20 protein-coding genes are annotated in these 16400 nt (G+C 68.1%); 11 read left to right on the top strand and 9 right to left on the bottom strand.

Translation table 11 applies throughout. The features are described 5' to 3' along the window. Positions 1-66: 66 nt before the first annotated feature. Positions 67-900 carry a siderophore-interacting protein gene (locus tag GD1_RS14370; RefSeq protein ID WP_059037735.1) on the bottom strand — a complete coding sequence of 278 codons (834 nt, stop codon included), beginning with the start codon at positions 898-900 and terminating at the stop codon, positions 67-69. A 151-nt stretch (positions 901-1051) separates the two neighbouring features. Between GD1_RS14370 and GD1_RS14365 the strand changes: the two genes are divergently transcribed. From GD1_RS14365 to GD1_RS14330, 8 genes are read left to right on the top strand one after another with little or no spacing between them, the layout of a single operon-like run. Beyond that, positions 1052-2281, top strand: coding sequence for an alkane 1-monooxygenase (locus tag GD1_RS14365; RefSeq protein WP_059037734.1), 1230 nt, complete (start codon positions 1052-1054; stop codon positions 2279-2281). Further along, positions 2278-2442 carry a rubredoxin gene (locus GD1_RS14360; RefSeq protein WP_020789789.1) on the top strand — a complete coding sequence of 55 codons (165 nt, stop codon included), beginning with the start codon at positions 2278-2280 and terminating at the stop codon, positions 2440-2442. The genes GD1_RS14365 and GD1_RS14360 overlap by 4 nt, the downstream gene beginning before the upstream one ends. Next, positions 2439-2618 carry a rubredoxin gene (locus GD1_RS14355; protein ID WP_020789793.1) on the top strand — a complete coding sequence of 60 codons (180 nt, stop codon included), beginning with the start codon at positions 2439-2441 and terminating at the stop codon, positions 2616-2618. The genes GD1_RS14360 and GD1_RS14355 overlap by 4 nt, the downstream gene beginning before the upstream one ends. Further along, positions 2615-3043: an FAD-dependent oxidoreductase gene (locus GD1_RS25645; protein ID WP_059037733.1), complete on the top strand. Its 429-nt coding sequence runs from the start codon at positions 2615-2617 to the stop codon at positions 3041-3043. The genes GD1_RS14355 and GD1_RS25645 overlap by 4 nt, the downstream gene beginning before the upstream one ends. Further along, entirely contained in the window at positions 2983-3792 is an 810-nt protein-coding gene (locus GD1_RS14345) for an FAD-dependent oxidoreductase (RefSeq protein WP_307190345.1), read from the top strand. The genes GD1_RS25645 and GD1_RS14345 overlap by 61 nt, the downstream gene beginning before the upstream one ends. Further along, complete coding sequence (locus GD1_RS14340) at positions 3789-4400, top strand: TetR/AcrR family transcriptional regulator (protein ID WP_020791317.1); 612 nt, start codon at positions 3789-3791, stop codon at positions 4398-4400. Before GD1_RS14345 ends, GD1_RS14340 begins: the two co-directional genes overlap by 4 nt. A gap of 5 nt (positions 4401-4405) precedes the next feature. Next, positions 4406-5272, top strand: coding sequence for a sulfurtransferase (locus GD1_RS14335; RefSeq protein WP_244882730.1), 867 nt, complete (start codon positions 4406-4408; stop codon positions 5270-5272). Between the two features lie 34 nt (positions 5273-5306). Continuing rightward, the gene (locus tag GD1_RS14330) at positions 5307-6317 is read left to right on the top strand and encodes a zinc-binding metallopeptidase family protein (RefSeq protein ID WP_020791318.1); all 1011 of its coding nucleotides are present in this window, start codon (positions 5307-5309) and stop codon (positions 6315-6317) included. Position 6318: 1 nt separating this feature from the next. Here GD1_RS14330 and GD1_RS14325 read toward each other — a convergent pair whose 3' ends face one another. Further along, complete coding sequence (locus tag GD1_RS14325; RefSeq protein ID WP_059037729.1) at positions 6319-7557, bottom strand: oxidoreductase; 1239 nt, start codon at positions 7555-7557, stop codon at positions 6319-6321. Beyond that, positions 7554-8186, bottom strand: a complete 633-nt coding sequence (locus tag GD1_RS14320) for a TetR/AcrR family transcriptional regulator (protein ID WP_059037727.1) — start codon at positions 8184-8186, stop codon at positions 7554-7556. The genes GD1_RS14325 and GD1_RS14320 overlap by 4 nt, the downstream gene beginning before the upstream one ends. Positions 8187-8326: 140 nt before the next feature. On the opposite strand from GD1_RS14320, the gene lpdA reads away from it, so the two are divergent. Both lpdA and GD1_RS14310 read left to right on the top strand, forming a co-directional pair. Further along, positions 8327-9712, top strand: coding sequence for a dihydrolipoyl dehydrogenase (lpdA, locus tag GD1_RS14315; protein WP_059037723.1), 1386 nt, complete (start codon positions 8327-8329; stop codon positions 9710-9712). A 241-nt stretch (positions 9713-9953) separates the two neighbouring features. After that, entirely contained in the window at positions 9954-10451 is a 498-nt protein-coding gene (locus GD1_RS14310) for a hypothetical protein (RefSeq protein WP_059037740.1), read from the top strand. Position 10452: 1 nt separating this feature from the next. On the opposite strand, the gene GD1_RS14305 is transcribed toward GD1_RS14310, so the two are convergent. From GD1_RS14305 to GD1_RS14280, 6 genes are all read right to left on the bottom strand, one after another. Next, on the bottom strand, positions 10453-11268 hold the full coding sequence (locus GD1_RS14305; protein WP_059037721.1) for a hypothetical protein: 816 nt from the start codon (positions 11266-11268) through the stop codon (positions 10453-10455). Continuing rightward, on the bottom strand, positions 11265-11981 hold the full coding sequence (locus GD1_RS14300) for an ABC transporter ATP-binding protein (RefSeq protein ID WP_053778162.1): 717 nt from the start codon (positions 11979-11981) through the stop codon (positions 11265-11267). Before GD1_RS14300 ends, GD1_RS14305 begins: the two co-directional genes overlap by 4 nt. Next, complete coding sequence (locus GD1_RS14295; RefSeq protein WP_059037738.1) at positions 11978-12415, bottom strand: MTB12 C-terminal domain-containing protein; 438 nt, start codon at positions 12413-12415, stop codon at positions 11978-11980. The genes GD1_RS14300 and GD1_RS14295 overlap by 4 nt, the downstream gene beginning before the upstream one ends. A gap of 487 nt (positions 12416-12902) precedes the next feature. Beyond that, entirely contained in the window at positions 12903-13568 is a 666-nt protein-coding gene (locus GD1_RS14290; RefSeq protein WP_053778163.1) for a helix-turn-helix domain-containing protein, read from the bottom strand. A 40-nt stretch (positions 13569-13608) separates the two neighbouring features. After that, on the bottom strand, positions 13609-13956 hold the full coding sequence (locus GD1_RS14285; protein WP_020793809.1) for a cupin domain-containing protein: 348 nt from the start codon (positions 13954-13956) through the stop codon (positions 13609-13611). Continuing rightward, positions 13953-14768, bottom strand: a complete 816-nt coding sequence (locus GD1_RS14280) for a class I SAM-dependent methyltransferase (protein WP_059037719.1) — start codon at positions 14766-14768, stop codon at positions 13953-13955. Before GD1_RS14280 ends, GD1_RS14285 begins: the two co-directional genes overlap by 4 nt. A gap of 210 nt (positions 14769-14978) precedes the next feature. On the opposite strand from GD1_RS14280, the gene GD1_RS14275 reads away from it, so the two are divergent. After that, entirely contained in the window at positions 14979-15863 is an 885-nt protein-coding gene (locus GD1_RS14275) for a DNA-3-methyladenine glycosylase family protein (protein ID WP_059037736.1), read from the top strand. Positions 15864-16400 lie beyond the last annotated feature (537 nt).

Raw genomic sequence — 16400 nt, 5'->3', positions numbered from 1 at the left:
CCATCCATGGTGGTTGGGGGCTCGGTCCCGGCTCGACCATCCATGGTGTTTCGATGGCCGATCGAGCTAGAGGCCGAGCTTCTCGAGGGCTTCGTCGAACTCCTCGGCCGCCTGCTTCTCGGACCTGCCTGCGTCGATCGCGTTCTGGTACACCGCGAACAGTTCGTCGCCGTACTGGGCGAAGCGTTGCGCCCAGCGTTCGCCGTCGAAGCGCCAGTAGCCGATGGCGTCGTAACGGTTGCTCGGCCAATGAAGTTGATGCCGTAGGTGTTTGCGCACGATCCGGGACTGCGCCGCCTCTCCGGCGAACCAGCAGTATCCGGGGCCGTCGGGCAGGCCGACCTCGGTGACGGCGGTGCCGAGCCGGCTGGGGGACACGCCGTTGCCGCTGCCGATGATCGGTACGACCTCGGCAGGGGCGACCTGTCCGAGGTAGGCGAGATCCGCGTCGTCGACCACCTCGGCGAGTATCAGGATCTGTACTGGATCATGCTGTGCGCGTAGTTCTTCGATGATACGTGCGGCGGCCGGTAGGCCCGCGAGGTCGGTGGCCAGCAGGAGCCACCCGGTCCCGGCGGGAGGGGCGAACCAGCCTCGGGCGTGTGACATCTCCACCCGATCGCCGGCCGTGGCACCGGCCGCCCACTCGGTGACCGGCCCGTGCTCGTGCAGGACGACGTCGACGGTGAGGGTTCGCGCCTCGTGGTCGACGTGACGGATCGAATAGTTGCGGCCCTCGGTGGGATTCGGACCGTCCGGGGTCGGCACGTACATGCCGACCGCCTCGTCCGGCGTCCCGGGGAGCGCGAGGTCGGAGAGATCCGGGACATCGAAATACAGCCGTCGCAGATGCGCGGAGATCGACTCGGTGCCGGCGACGGTCGCGGTGATGGGCCCCATGCTGCCGCAGGGTACACGGCTTCTGAGGGCACCCTATCTTGTCCGCACCTCCCATTGCTTTACAGCAGATACTCAAACGTCTAGACAGCGGACTTATCAATAGCTATTGTCGAGATCTGAGAGTGACCCGCGACACAGGAGGAGATGCGCGATGTCATCGCACGAGACCGTGGCGAGCACCCCGGAGGTGCTCGACTGGAAAGACAAGAAGCGGTATCTGTGGCTGCTCGGCCTGATCCCGCCCACCGCGCTGTTCATCGGCACCGGCCTGGTGGCGGCGTTCAACGCGCTCGGCTGGGATGTGGTGGCCCCGGTGTGGTGGTGGTTCGGTCCGATCCTGCTCTACATCCTGTTGCCGATCGCCGACCTGTTCTTCGGTCCCGACGGCCAGAACCCGCCCGAAGAGCTGATGGCGCAGCTGGAGAACGACAAGTACTACCGCTACTGCACCTACGCCTTCATTCCGTTCCAGATGGCCAGCCTGGTCTTCGCCTGCTATCTGTGGACCGCGTCGGACCTCTCCTGGCTCGGCATCGACGGCGGGCTGGGCCTGGCGTCGAAGCTCGGGGTCACCTTCACCGTCGGGGTGATGGGTGGGGTGGGGATCAACACCGCCCACGAGATGGGGCACAAGAAGGAGGAGCTCGAACGCTGGTTCTCCAAGATCACCCTCGCGCAGACCGCCTACGGCCACTTCTACATCGAGCACAACCGCGGCCACCACGTGCGCGTCGCGACCCCGGAGGACCCCGCGAGCTCACGTTTCGGTGAGAGCTTCTGGACCTTCCTGCCGCGCAGCGTGTTCGGCAGCCTCCGCTCGGCCTGGGAGCTGGAGGCCAAGCGGATGGAACGCCTCGACCGGCCGGTGTGGCACCCCAGCAACGACGTCGTCAACGCCTGGGCGATGACCATCGTGCTGTGGGGGGCGCTGGCGGCGATCTTCGGCTGGCAGGTGCTGCCGTTCGCGCTGATCCAGGCAGTCTACGGGTTCTCCCTGCTGGAATCGGTGAACTACCTCGAGCACTACGGGCTGCTGCGGCAGAAGACCGCGAGCGGGCGCTACGAACGGTGCGCCCCGCGACACAGCTGGAACTCCGACCACATCTGCACCAACATCTTCCTCTATCACCTGCAGCGGCACAGCGATCATCACGCCAACCCCACCCGCCGCTACCAGACGCTGCGGTCCTTCGACGAGGCGCCGAACCTGCCGAGCGGATACGCCAGCATGATCGGTCTCACCTACATTTCGCCCCTGTGGCGCAAGGTGATGGACCATCGGGTCCTCGACCACTACGACGGCGACATCACCCAGGCGAATCTGCAGCCGCGCAAGGCCGCCCGCATCCTGGCCCGGCACGGCGTGGAGACGGCCGGATGAGCGCCTACCTGTGCCCGGTCTGCGACTACGTCTACGACGAGACCGCCGGTGCGCCGCGCGAGGGATTCCCGGCCGGAACCGCCTGGACCGACGTGCCCGACGACTGGGCCTGCCCCGACTGCGGGGTCCGAGAGAAGATCGACTTCGAGGAGAAACCATGAACTACAAAGTCTTCCGCTGCGTCCAGTGCGGCTTCGAGTACGACGAGGCGCTCGGTTGGCCCGAGGAGGACATCAGTCCCGGAACCCGCTGGGACGACATCCCCGACGACTGGAGCTGCCCGGACTGCGGGGCCGCCAAGGCCGACTTCGAGATGGTCGAGGTGACCCGCGCGTGAGTGCCACGGCGGTGATCGCAGGCGCCGGGATCGCCGGGATGACCGCCGCGGAAACGCTGCGTGCCAACGGCTTCCCGGGCCAGATCACCGTGATCGGCGACGAACCGGGACTGCCGTACCGGCGCACCGCGCTCTCCAAGGACCTGATGCGCGCGGACCTCTCGGCCGACCGGATCGCGCTGCGTACGCAGTCCCAGTGGGCCGACCGGCAGATCACCCTGAAGACCGGGCTCACCGTCGAACACATCGACCCGGACCGGCGGATCGTGCTGCAAGACGACGGCACCACCCTGCGCTATGACGTCCTGATCCTCGCCACCGGCGGTACCGCCGTCACCACCGGCGCCGACGATGCCGCGATGACCTGCGCACCCGCGTCGACGCCGAACGCATCCGGGCCCAGATCGGTGACCGGGGCGCGCTGAGGGTGATCGGCGCCGGACTCATCGGGCTCGAACTCGCCGCCTCGGCGGCCGCCGCCGGATACCCGGTGGACGTCCACGAGCGTGCCGGGTGGGTGATGGAACGGGTTGTCCCCGAACCTGTCTCGGAGTTCCTGGCCGAGATGCACACACGTCACGGGGTGCGCCTGCACGGTGGTGGGGCGCCCGGCGGCATCGGTGCCGCGGCCACTGCTCCGGCCGTCACCCCCGCTCCGGCCCTGGTGGAGGCCCTCGGCATCCGCCCGGATGTGCGTGCGGCCGAGACCGCCGGGATCACCGTCACCGCGGCGGGCATCGTCGTCGACGATCGGCTGCGTGCCGGGATCGACGGGAGGTGTGCCGCCGGTGTCTATGCGGCCGGTGACGTGGCCGCGCCACCCCACCCGCTCACCGGGGAGCCGTCGCGCGCCGACCACTGGATGGCGGCCACCGAACAGGGCAAGACGGCCGCACTGTCGGCGATCGCCGACCTCGACGGCCTGCCCGCCCCGGCCTACACGGGTGTGCCGCTGGCCTTCACCGTGCAGTACGGGATCAGCGTCCAGATCGCGGGATGGCCCGGCGGGTCCGGGCCGGATCGTCGGATCGAGGTGGACGGTGACCTGCATGCGCGGGACGCCACCGTCCGCGTGTTCACCGGATCGACCCTCGTCGGCGGGGTGACGGTGGGCCGACCCCGCGAAGGCCGGGCGGTACAGCAGGAGATCGCGTCGGTAACCTCGTCGGCGTGACCACCAGGCGGACGTTCGCGGAGGCAAGCAAGGCGCTGCTGCGGACGACGCTGCTCGACGGGCTGCGCGACCTGCTGCTGGACAAGGACTGGCCGGCGGTGACGATGGCCGACGTCGCGGGGATCTCCGGGGTCAGCCGCCAGACCGTCTACAACGAGTTCGGCTCCCGCAACGGCCTGGCGCAGGCGTACGCGCTGCGGCTGGCCACCGAGTTCGCCGGGGTCATGCGCGAGGCCGTCGAGGGCCATCCCGGTGACGCCGACGCCGCACTGCACGACGGGTTCGCGAGGTTCTTCACCCAGGCCGCGGCCGATCCGCTGATCGGTTCCCTGCAGCGTGGTGAGGCCAAACCGGACCTGCTGCGACTGATCACCACCGACGCCGGACCGCTGATCACGTCTGCGAGCGCACTGCTGACCGAGACCTTCAGCGAGTCGTGGACCGGCCTCGCCGCCACCGACGCGGAACGGATCTCGCGTGCCATCGCACGGATGGCACTGAGTTATGTCGCGATGCCGCCCGAGGGCGACCGTGACGTGGCGGCCGACCTGGCCGCCGTGATGGCCCCGGCGGTCGAGGCCGCCCGCGAGGGCAGAGGAAGGGTGTGAGGGTGGTGAGCGACATCCTGATCGGTGTCGAGGAACTGACCGATGCGATGCTGTCGTCGGCACCGCCGGTGATCCTCGACGTGCGCTGGCAGCTCGGCCGCACCGACGGACACGAGCGGTACCGCCAGGGACATCTCCCGGGCTCGGTGTACGTCGACCTCGACACCGAACTCGCCGACCCGCCGTCGCCGGAACTCGGCCGGCATCCGCTGCCGTCGCCGGCTCGACTGCAGGACGCCGCCCGGCGCTGGGGGCTCGACGACACCAGCCGTGTGGTGGTCTACGACGACATCGGCAACCTCGCCTCGGCCCGCGCCTGGTGGCTGCTGCGCTGGGGCGGGCTCACCGACGTCCGGATCCTCGACGGCGGACTCGGTGCCTGGGATGCCGCCGGGATGCGTCTGTCGAAAGGGGATGCGACCCCGCGGCCCGGTCGGGTGACGTTGTCGGCGGGCCATCTGCCGACGGTCACCGTCGACGAGGTGGCCGACCTCTCCGCACGCATCGCGGCCGGGGACACGCCGTCGCCTGCGCTGCTGCTCGATGCCCGCGCCGGTGAACGCTACCGCGGTGAGACCGAACCGGTCGATCCCCGCGCCGGACACATCCCCGGTGCGCACAGCGTTCCCACCGCCGGGAACCTCGACGCCGACGGCCGGTTCCTGTCACCGTCGCAGTTGCGTGAGCGTTTCACCGCGGCCGGGGTCACCGACGCAACGCGCGCCGTCGTCTACTGTGGGTCCGGGGTGAACGCGGCCCATGAGTTGGCCGCGATCGAGATCGCCGGATTCGAGGGGATTCTGTTTCCGGGTTCGTGGTCGCAGTGGTCGGCTGATCCGAATCGTCCTGCCGGATCGGGTGCGCAGCCCTAGACCGAACCGTCGACCAGTCGTCAGGAGTACGGCAATGCGCGATTTCTTGTGTCGGGAATGTGGCCAACAGCTGACCTTCGAGAACTCCCTGTGCCTCAATTGTGGTCGGGCGCTGGGTTTTCACCTGAAGTCTCGGACCATCGTGGTGCTCGACGACGACGGCCGTGCCGACGTCGACGGCACACCGCTGCAACGGTGTGCCGATGCCGATGTGGCCGCGTGCAACTGGCTCGTCGAGCGCGGCGAGGGATCGCCGTCGCTGTGTGAATCGTGCCGGCTCACCCGCACCCGGCCCGGCGACGACGACGCCGATGCCCTGGCCGCCTGGGCCGAATCCGAACTCGCCAAGCGCCGTGTGGTGCTGGAACTCGACGAACTGTCGCTGCCGATCATCGGCAAGGACACCGATCCCGACAACGGCCTCGCCTTCGACCTGCTCTCCAGCGCGGTGAACCCGGTGACCACCGGCCACGCCAACGGGGTGATCACCCTCGACCTCGCCGAGGGTGACGACGTGCACCGCGAAGAACTGCGCGTGTCGATGGACGAGCCGTACCGAACCCTGATCGGCCACTTCCGCCACGAGATCGGGCATTTCTACCAGATGGTCCTCGTCGGCGACGGGCCGAATCGCGAACGCTACGAGGAACTGTTCGGCGATCCCGACACCGACTACCAGGCCGAGCTGGACCGTCACTACTCCGAGGGGCCGCCGTCGGGCTGGGCGGACGACTACGTGTCGTCCTATGCCACCATGCATCCCGCCGAGGACTGGGCCGAGACCTTCGCCCACTACCTGCACATCCGCGACACCCTCGACACCGCAGCGGCATTCGCGCTGGCACCGGCCGGCGCCACCCTCGATGCCGACCTGCCGGGCACGGTGGGCTTCGAGCGGATCATCGAGTGGTGGCTGCCGCTGAGCTGGTCGCTCAACCAGATCAACCGGTCGATGGGACACCAGGATCTCTACCCGTTCGTCCTGCCGCAGCCGGTGCTGGACAAGATGGAGTTCATCCACACACTGGTGACCGCCGACCGGTAGGTCAGCGCACGGCGGCCTCCTCGCGGATGGGGCACTCGGTGCGGGTGTAGATGGTCGGCATGCACAGATTGCAGTGGATGCACTGCGACTGTGTGGTGGGGTCTGCGCTGATCCGTTGCGGCAGATCGGGTTCGCGCAGCAGGGCGCGTCCCATCGCGAGGAAGTCGAAGCCCTCGCCGAGCACCTCGTCCATACTGGCGCGGTCGGTGATGCCGCCGAGCGCGATGATCGGCAGGTCGACGGCCTCGCGCAACCGCCGTGCCAGTGGCAGCAGGTATCCGGAGTGGTACTGGTAGCGCTTGAGGAAGAACGGGCCGCCGACCTTGAGTCCCCACTTCATCGGACCGCTGAACGCATCGGCGAACGCGGCGCGGGGTGCCTCGCCGTGGAACAGATACATCGGGTTGAGAAGTGAACTGCCCGCGGTGGGTTCGATGGCATCGAGGTGGCCGTCGGTCTCGAACAGCTGCGCCACCTGGCATGCCTCGTCGACGTTGAAACCGTGCCAGGGCCGACGCGGTGCGCCGATCGCACCCACGCCGTCGTACATGTTGAGTTTGGCCCAGACCGCGACGCCGTCGCCGACCTCCTCACGAACCGATTCGAGGACCTCGCGCGCCAGCCGTGCCCGGTTGACCAGCGATCCGCCGTATCCGTCGTGACGGCGGTTGAGCAACGGTGACAGGAACGAACTGATCAGATAGTTGTGGCCACAATGGATTTCGAGCGCATCGAATCCGGAGTCGACGGCGATACGGGCCGCACGGCGAAAGGTCGCGCGCAGGGCCGCGATGTCGTCGGCGTCGGGAGATTTGCACAGTGCCATGCCCATCGGGGCCGGAATCCGTGAGGCGGCCAGTGCCGGAGCACGATTGGAGATGGAGTTGGCGACCGGGCCGGCATGTCCGATCTGCGCTGCGGCCAGGGCACCCTCGCCGTGGATGGCGGCGGTCAGCTGGGTGAGGCCGGGTGCGGCCTCGGGGCGCAGGTAGATCTGATGGCGGTCGGTGCGACCCTCCGGTGACACCGCGCAGTAGGCGACGGTGCTGATCGCGACGCCACCGGCCGCGGTCTCCCGGTGGAACTCGATGAGGTCCTCGGTGACCAGCGCGTCGGGGGTGCGGCCCTCGAAGGTGGCGCATTTGATCAGCCGGTTGCGCAGGTGCAGCGGTCCGAGCCGGGCGGGGGCGAACGGGTCGGGGGTGGCGGGGTCGGGCGGGATGTGGGCCGGGCTGGTCATCGATCTCTCCTCTGGGGCTGTGCCGGATGGGGCTGTGCCGGATCGGCGGGGGCGCCGAGACCGGCGCTGACGAACTGCGTGAGGGTGCTGATCGACTCCGCCGACAACGACCGCTGTCCGCCGAACCGCGTCAGCAGCAGGGCGAAGGCCAGCGCCCAGCGGCGGCGGGCATTGGCGGCGTCGAGGCCGGGGACCAGTGCGGTCAGGACGGTGGCCCACTCGTCGAGGTGGAACCACGGGCGCGACCAGGTGGCATCGGGGTGGTCGTCGACGAACCGGGCCAGCAGCTGCAGGTGCAGGTGTCCGAGCGGATCGGCGTGCAGGGCCACGAACGGTGCGACGATCACCGTCACCACGTCGGCGACCGTCGTGCCGGCATCCGGCGAGGTGTCGATGGCCTCGAGGGGATCGGCCCACAGCGGTGCCAGACGGGTTTCGATCAGGGCTGTGGTCAGGCCGTCCTTGGAGCCGAAGTGGTAGTGCACCGCCGCCGGGTTCACACCCGCGCCGGCGCAGATCGACCGTACCGACACCTTGTCGTAGCCGTCGGCCAGGAACAGTCGTTCGGCGACGGTCAGCAGCATGTCCCGGGTGTCGGCCCGATCGGGAAGTGGGCTGATGGGGGCCATGGATTCTGATTCAAGCACAGTTCAATCACTGATTCAATCAGTGATTGAAAGCGGGTTGTGCGGCCGGCCGGTGACCGGGTTACCGACCGGTAATGGGGACGCACTGCGGCCCCGATGGCCTGCGACGTAGGCTGGAGGGCGTGTCTGAACACTTCCAAACAGTTGTCCTGGGTGCTGGTCCAGGTGGGTATGTGGCCGCGATCCGGTCCGCCCAACTGGGCATGAAGACCGCCGTCATCGAAGAGAAGTACTGGGGCGGTGTCTGTCTGAACGTCGGGTGTATCCCGTCCAAGGCGCTTCTCCGGAACGCCGAACTGGCCCACATCTTCAACCATCAGGCCAAGACCTACGGCATGTCGGGCGAGGTGTCGTTCGACTTCGGCTCCGCGTTCGACCGCAGCCGCAAGGTCTCCGAGGGCATCGTCAAGGGTGTCCACTTCCTGATGAAGAAGAACAAGATCACCGAGATCGACGGCTACGGTGTCTTCACCGACGCCAAGACCATCCAGGTCGGCGACCGGACGATCACCTTCGACAACGTCATCATCGACACCGGCTCCACCGTCAAGCTGCTGCCGGGTGTTCAGCTCTCCGACAACGTCGTGACCTACGAGACCCAGATCCTCACCCGCGACCTGCCGTCGTCCATCGTCATCGTGGGTGCCGGCGCGATCGGCATGGAGTTCGGGTACGTCCTGGCCAACTACGACGTCGACGTCACCATCGTCGAGTTCCTTGACCGCGTCCTGCCCAACGAGGACGTCGACGTCTCCAAGGCCATCGCCAAGGAATACAAGAAGCTCGGCGTCAAGGTCCTCACCTCCACCAAGGTGCAGACCGTCACCGACAACGGCGGCAACGTCACCGTCACCTACAAGGACGCCAAGGACAAGGACGGCTCGATCACCGTCGACAAGGTCCTCATGTCCGTCGGCTTCGCGCCGCGCGTCGAGGGCTTCGGCCTGGACAAGACCGGGGTGGCCCTCACCGACCGTGGCGCCATCGCGATCGACGACCACATGCGCACCAACGTCGACGGCATCTACGCCATCGGCGACGTCACCGCCAAGCTGCAGCTCGCCCACGTGGCCGAGGCGCAGGGCGTGGTGGCCGCCGAGACCATGGCCGGCGCCGAGACCATGACCCTCGGTGACTACCGGTTCATGCCGCGCGCCACCTTCTGCCAGCCGCAGGTCGCCTCCTTCGGCCTGACCGAACAGCAGGCACGCGACGAGGGCTACAACGTCAAGGCGACGTCGTTCCCGTTCAGCGCCAACGGCAAGGCCCAGGGACTCGGCGAGACCGCAGGCTTCGTCAAGCTGATCACCAACGCCGACACCGACGAACTGCTCGGCGGACACCTCGTGGGCGACAACGTCTCCGAGATGCTCCCCGAGATGACCCTGGCCCACAAGTGGGACCTCACCGCCAAGGAACTCGCCCGCAACGTCCACACCCATCCGACGATGAGTGAGGCACTGCAGGAAACGTTCCATGGCGCGATCGGGCACATGATCAACCTGTAGGACGCACCTACGATCTCGACGAACTCCCACCCACACGATCTGTGGGTGGGAGTTCTTTTCGTCGAGACACCGCCGCTCGGCATGACCGACCGTCGGGTCGGAGAATCTTGTTGTACCGCAAGGGAGGTAGCGCGCAAAGCGGGCTTTCGCGACCAATCGGGGTAGTGACCTCGGCGGTGGATGCGCCTACACTGACGATCACGTGACCGATCCGACTCGTCCACGAGAGGGAGTGGTCGTCATGAACATTCGTATCCGCCGTGCGGTCACGGCAATCGGGATCAGCGTCATCGCAGTCGGCGGGGCCGGTGTCGCCGTGGCGCCGGCATCCGCGGAAAAGCCTGCGATGCTCGATATCTCGGGAGATCTCGCGATCGCCCCCGGAGTGCACCTGCTCCACATCGAAGCCCACGGTGACCGGACGAAGTCCGGTGAGACCAGCGGCACCTATGTCGCGACCGTGATGGACGGCCGCAACCGCCTTCCGGTGCAGGTCAAGGGGCCGGTGACGTGCATCTACACCAAGGGCGACACCGGATCTCTGATCTATCCGATCGATGCGACATCGCCCGACCTGGTCCCGGCCGGCCTGAAGGGCGCCTATGCCGTCCAGATCACCGTCCGCAAGGGCACGCCCGACATGGTGGGTGTGATGGGGCCGATGGCGACCTCCTCCTTCCATGGATGTGAGCCCGGCACAACGCCGTTCACCTTCGACGGAAAGATCGGTCTGGACTAGATCATCGCGCGGATCGCGCGGAGCGACGCCACACCTGGGCGCCACACCCGGCGGCGAACACACACAGCGTGATCGCGGCGTAGTAGACCATCGCGCCGTTCGGTCCCCAGGGCGGGGTGAACGCGAGATCCTGTCCGGTTGCGAACTGCCCGTTGAGAAACGGCATGTAGCCCTGCACCGTGTAGCCGCCGTGAGGGATGAGGGCGATGGCGTTCTCGATCACATATGCCCACCCGAGCAGTATGATCGCGGCGACGGCCGGATGCGCTATGAGGGCGCCGAGTCCCGCACCGATCCCGCAGGCCAGGAACGCATAGATCGGTACCGCCACGACGAGCCGGGCGCCGTCGGACGTCCACAGATCCACGCCACCATAGACTTTCGGGAAACCCGCCGACAGGATCAGCATGATCGCGGCCACCAGGATCGCACTCGAGATCGCGGCGCACACCCCGTAGGCCAGCCAGCGGGCGAGCGGTCCGGTCCAGGTGCGCGGGAACAGATAGCGTTGCCGATCCCGCTGATCGCCACGGGAATTGGTGGCCTCGGCGACGGCCGCGATCAACGCCCACACGATCGCGGTGAACTCGATGACCCAGAACACCGAGTTGGTGGTGGCGACCGCGGTCACCGAGATCGTGCTGGACAACGACGCGAACCGCTCCGACACCAGCGCCACCACCAGCGTGACGGCCAGCGGCAGGATGATCGCACCCGGGACGGCGGCCAGCACGAACGCACCCCGCCGGCCGCCGGCACGGATGAACTCGGCGTCCACAGCACGCCACAACTGTTGTACTGCAACGGGACCGGTCATGATGCGACCGCCGTTCGCGGGGTGGTCAGGGCGACATACGCCGACTCCAGGTCCGCATGGGAACCGATGAAGCCGGCGATCGGGGCGTCGGCGGCGACGCGGCCACCGTCGAGGACCACCACGCGGTCACCGGTCCGGGCCACCTCGTCGAACATGTGGGAGGCGATCAGCACCGCACATCCGCGCGCGGTGAGATCGGCGATCAGCCCACGGAACCAACGGATTCCGTCGATGTCGAGGCCGTTGAGCGGCTCGTCGAGGATCAGGGCGGGGGCACGGCCGAGCAATGCCGCACCGATCCCCAGGCGCTGACGCATCCCGAGCGAGTAGGCGCTGACCCGACGTGAACCGACATCGGCCAGACCGACCTGGGCCAACACCTTGTCGACCCGGGCGGAATCGACGCCCCCGGCCGCGGCCAGCCATCGCAGATAGCGGCGGCCGGTGTGCCCTCCCGGCGCGGTCACATCCCCGCCGAGGTGGACGCCGAGGGCGGTCATCGGGGTGGGCAGCGACCGGGGCGGACGCCCGCCGATGTGTACCCGGCCCGAGCTCGCCGGCTGTGCGCCACAACAGGCGCGCAGCAACGTCGACTTGCCGGCACCGTTGCGTCCCAGCAGGTAGACCAGCTCGCCGGGTGCCACCGTCATCGAGACGTCGTCGAGGACGGTGACACCGCCGAGCCGGACCGTCAGATTCTCGGCGGTGATCATTGGTTGCAGTAGATGTTGAGGCCGACGGTCTTGACGCCCTGGCACAGCGAGCTCGCCGACAGCCGCCAGTTCCCGTCGATCCGCTTGAACTGGATCGGCACCCGGATGGTCGGCCGACCGGCCGAACCGCTGGTCAGGGTGGCGGTGATGGCGTCACCGTCCTGCTTCGGGTCGGACACCTGATGCCAACCCAGCGGCGGGCGGAACAGACCGAGCGTGTACACCGTGCGAGGCACGATCACCGCATTCATCCCACCCTCGAGATTCGCGGCCTTCGCCGAGTCCGACGCCGGTGTGGCGACCAGGAACTCGATGATGCTGTTCAGCTCTGCGGCGGTCGGCTGCTCGCTGGTGACCCGAAATCCTGCCGGTGCCGCGGTGGTCGCGGTGCCCGCGGGGGCGGTCGGCTCGGTGGTCCCCGGTGCCACCGCCACCGGAACATCTTGTGCCGGAACATCATGGGCGGGGACCTCACCGGCGGGGACCTGGGCGGCAGGAGCCCCGGCCGCGGGTGTCGACGCGCCGGAGGCGGCCGGCCGCGTGGGCGTCGTCGAGGCACCCTGTCCGAGTGCGACGGTGACCACCGCCGGTGGTGCGGAGGCGACCTCGCGGTCGGCGGTGACGACCATCCCGACCACGCCGATCGTCACGATCACGGCGGCGATGATCGCGGACACCCCGGCCGCGGCCAACACCGTCGGAAGGTGGACTCCACCCGACGTCGTGGGTTCTGATGGCGGGGGTCCCGCCGGTTCGGGATCGGCCGACGACCCGGGATCTGCCGGCGGGGCCTGTGGCCCGGCGGAGACCGGTGCGGTCGGGTAGTCGGTGCCGTACTGATCGTCGACACCATAGGGAGCATTGCTCACGGTCGGTTCTCCTCGGTCGTGGCGGTCGCCCGGACGGAACCGAGGGCCGCGGTCAGCCCGTCGAGGATTCGACGGGGGAGCGGCGCCGGCTCAGCCGGAGAGTGATCTCGCAGTCGCCGTCGGGCGCCGGGGTCACGGTGACCCCGTAGTGGTCGGCGAGCGTCGGTGACCCCGAGGCCAGGGCGAACTCGATGGCGCCCCGGGCGATCCCCCGGGCCACCTCGGGGTGGGCGGCGCCCACCTGGCGCAGCGGGCAGGAACAGATGCGGATCTCGTGGGTGCCGAAGGCGCTCATCACATCCGAGACCCGAAAGCCCAGGTGGCGCAGGGTATCGGTGGCGATGGTCACCGGGTCGGGCAGATCGGTGTCCGTGGGTGGCGTCGGCATCCCGCCGGAGAGTGCCGATGCCCATGCCCGTCCGGCGCGCGCGGCGGCCTCCTCCCGGTCCGATGCCGTGGTCCCGAGTTGCTCGAACAGCGCCGACAGCAGCGGGTCGACCGCCATCTCGGCGATCGCCACATATCCGGTGCGGGGCCGGCCGCGGGAATCCGAGCGCAGGGTCAGCGCCGACGCCTTGCCGTCGTCGACGAGATTGCGCAGGTGGAAGCGCGCCGTGGTGGTGTGGATTCCCAGCCGCTGTGCCACATCCGGCGCCGCCAGCGGGGCGTCGGAGGCACGCAGCACCGACAGCACGGCGCTGCGTGGTTCGCTGCTCATGAGTGCACTCCCGGACCGATGATGAAGGACTCATTCCACGTTACTTCCTGGGGGTCAGGACCATCAGGGTGACCACGGCGTCGGTGACGGCGGTCAGCGCGTGGGTGACCTGGGCGGCGACGTGAACCGCCACACCGGGAGACACGCTGACATGCTCGCCACCGACCGCGAAGTCGATCTCACCGGTCTGACCGAGTACCAGGATCGGATGCACCGCGCGGTGATCGGCCATCACCTGGCCGGCACGAAAAGCGATGCGCACCACGGTGACCCCGTCGGCCCGCGCCATCGCATCGATGGTCGGGCCGTCGGAATCGGCGGGCGCCGGGGACCGCAGACCGTCGATGACGGTGTACACCCCGGCATCGGTGGTGTGCGCGGTGCTCATCGGTCGGCCGGCTTGCGGGCGATGACCTCGATCGCGGCGAGGTTGTCACGGTAGGTGGTGAAGGTCTTGCGCATGCCCAGGACCCGCTTGCGGGCGGCGGGCTGCCGGATGACGTTCGCGACGAAACGCAGTGTGCGGCCCACACCCTCGTCGGCGATCACACGCCGCGGCTGCAGCAGCGCCATCGGGGCGAAACGTACCGTCTCGATCTCGAAGCCGGCATCGGTGAGCACCGTGCGCCATTCGGCCTCGGTGAGCGGCCGGGCGTTGACCTTGATCGAGCGGGCGAGGGACTTGCGGATCTCGGTCTTCTGGTCGTCGGAGAGGGTGTCGGGGTTGAGGGCGAGCTCATGGATGGCATAGCGCCCGCCGGGGCGCAGCACGCGGAAGGCCTCGGCGATGATGTCGGCCTTGTGCCGTTCGGACTGCATGGTGAGCATCGCCTCGCCGATCGCGGCGTCGACGCTGGCGTCGTCGAGGCCGGTGGAGTCGGCGTCGGCGGTCACCACGCGGCCCCTGCTGCCGACGACCTGCTGCGTCAGCGACACGGCGTCGGCGTCGGCCTCCACACCCACATAGCTGCGCGGGTTGCGTTCGAGGATCGACGTGGCGGTCTTCCCCAGGCCGGGCGCGATCTCCAGCACATCGGCATCGGTGAGGTGGGCGTCGTCGAGCAGTTGCTCGGTGAGTGCGCGGCCACCGGGGCGCAGCACTCGTTTGCCCAGGTGGGCGAGCAGCCAGTGCCCGGGCAGGTCCTCCACCTTGCGTTCGGCGAGGGGCAGGCGATCCCGGGAGGGGGCGGTCTCGGACATGGCAACTCCCGGATGGATGAATTAAAAGGAACATCAATACTCTAAATTCACGCAGCCGATAAGGCAAGGGTTGCCTAAGTGTGAATTGTCCGACTTGCCGGCCGGGGGAGTGAGCCCGACGAGATGCCGACGCCCGGGTGGTGTGGACGGCCCGGGTGGTGTGGACGGCCCGGGTGGTGTCGACGGATGGGCGACTACAGTCGGCGACTGATGGTGACAGCGGAACGAACCCGGATCTGGACGCCGCCCTGGCGTGTGGATCTGCGGACGACCGTGGGTCTGCACCGGCGAGGTGGTGGTGACCCGGCGTTCCGGTACGGCAACGACGGTTCGCTGTGGCGTGCGGTGCACACCCCCGACGGCCCCGGAACCCTCACGATGCGGCATGCCGGCGGTGAGGTGGTGGCCCGGGCATGGGGGTCTGGTGCGCCCTGGCTGCTCGACCACGTGCCCACGATGCTCGGCGTCGACGACGACCCGACGGCCATGCCGATCCACGACGACGTGGTGCGCGAGTTGGCCAGGCGTGGTGAAGGTTTGCGTATCGCCCGCACCGACAGGGTCTGGGAGGCCCTCGTCCCGGCCATCCTGGAACAGAAGGTGGTGGGTGCCGAGGCGTGGCGTGCTTGGCGATACCTGTTGCGGCACTTCGGTGAACGCGCCCCCGGTCCGGTCCCGGACACGATGCGGGTGCCACCGCCGCCGACGGTATGGGCCGACATCCCCGGATGGGAGTGGCATCGCAGCGGGGCCGAACCCGTCCGGATGCGTACCATCCGCGGCGCCACCGCCATGGACGTCGAGGCACATCCCGATCGGCTCGACGTGCTGCGCGGCGTCGGTCCGTGGACGGTGGCCGAGACCCGCGCACGGGCTGTCGGCGATGCCGACGCGGTCCCCGTCGGCGACTACCACATCCCGAAACTCGTGGGTTACAACCTGATCGGTGAACCCGTCGACGACGACGGAATGCTCGAACTCCTCGAACCCTATGCCGGGCAGCGATTCCGATTGATCCGCCTGATCGTGCTGTTCGGGGTGTGGCCCGAACGCCACGGACACCGGATGAGTGTGCGCGACCATCGGGAGATGTGACGCCGAGAGCCGGCCATCTCTGAGATGGTCACGGATCGGCGCGACATGACAGGGGCTCCGCCAAGTCAACCGGCCACCCGCACACGATGATTGAGCCGACGAGGAGCGCAGCGACAAGTCGTGTCGAAATCTCCGCCGGCCGACCTCGCCACGCAACCACCTCAGAGACGGTCACCTACGAGAGCGACTAGACGACCTGCTCAACCACCCACCGGCATACGATGATTGAGCCGACGCGGAGCGTAGCGACAAGGCGTGTCGAAATCTCCGCCACCCGACCTCACCACGCAACCACCCACACCCCCAGTCACACAACAATTTCTGTCACACCCCCCGACTACACTGGAACACAAGATCGAACACCACCCGGGGGGCGACCACATGACCACCAACACCAGCACCGACACCGGCACCAATGTTGAAGTCATGTCGGTGTTCACCCTCACCGACCCGATCACCGATTACACACGCATCCAACACCTTTCCTCCACCCACGTCGACACCATCGCCGAAAACCTGCAACGCGACGAATACCGG

Origin of the sequence: Gordonia desulfuricans NBRC 100010 (genome assembly GCF_001485495.1) — a bacterium.
GTDB lineage: Bacteria > Actinomycetota > Actinomycetes > Mycobacteriales > Mycobacteriaceae > Gordonia > Gordonia desulfuricans.
Note: the sequence above shows the minus strand (reverse complement) of the source record. Positions and strands in the feature narration are given on the sequence as shown.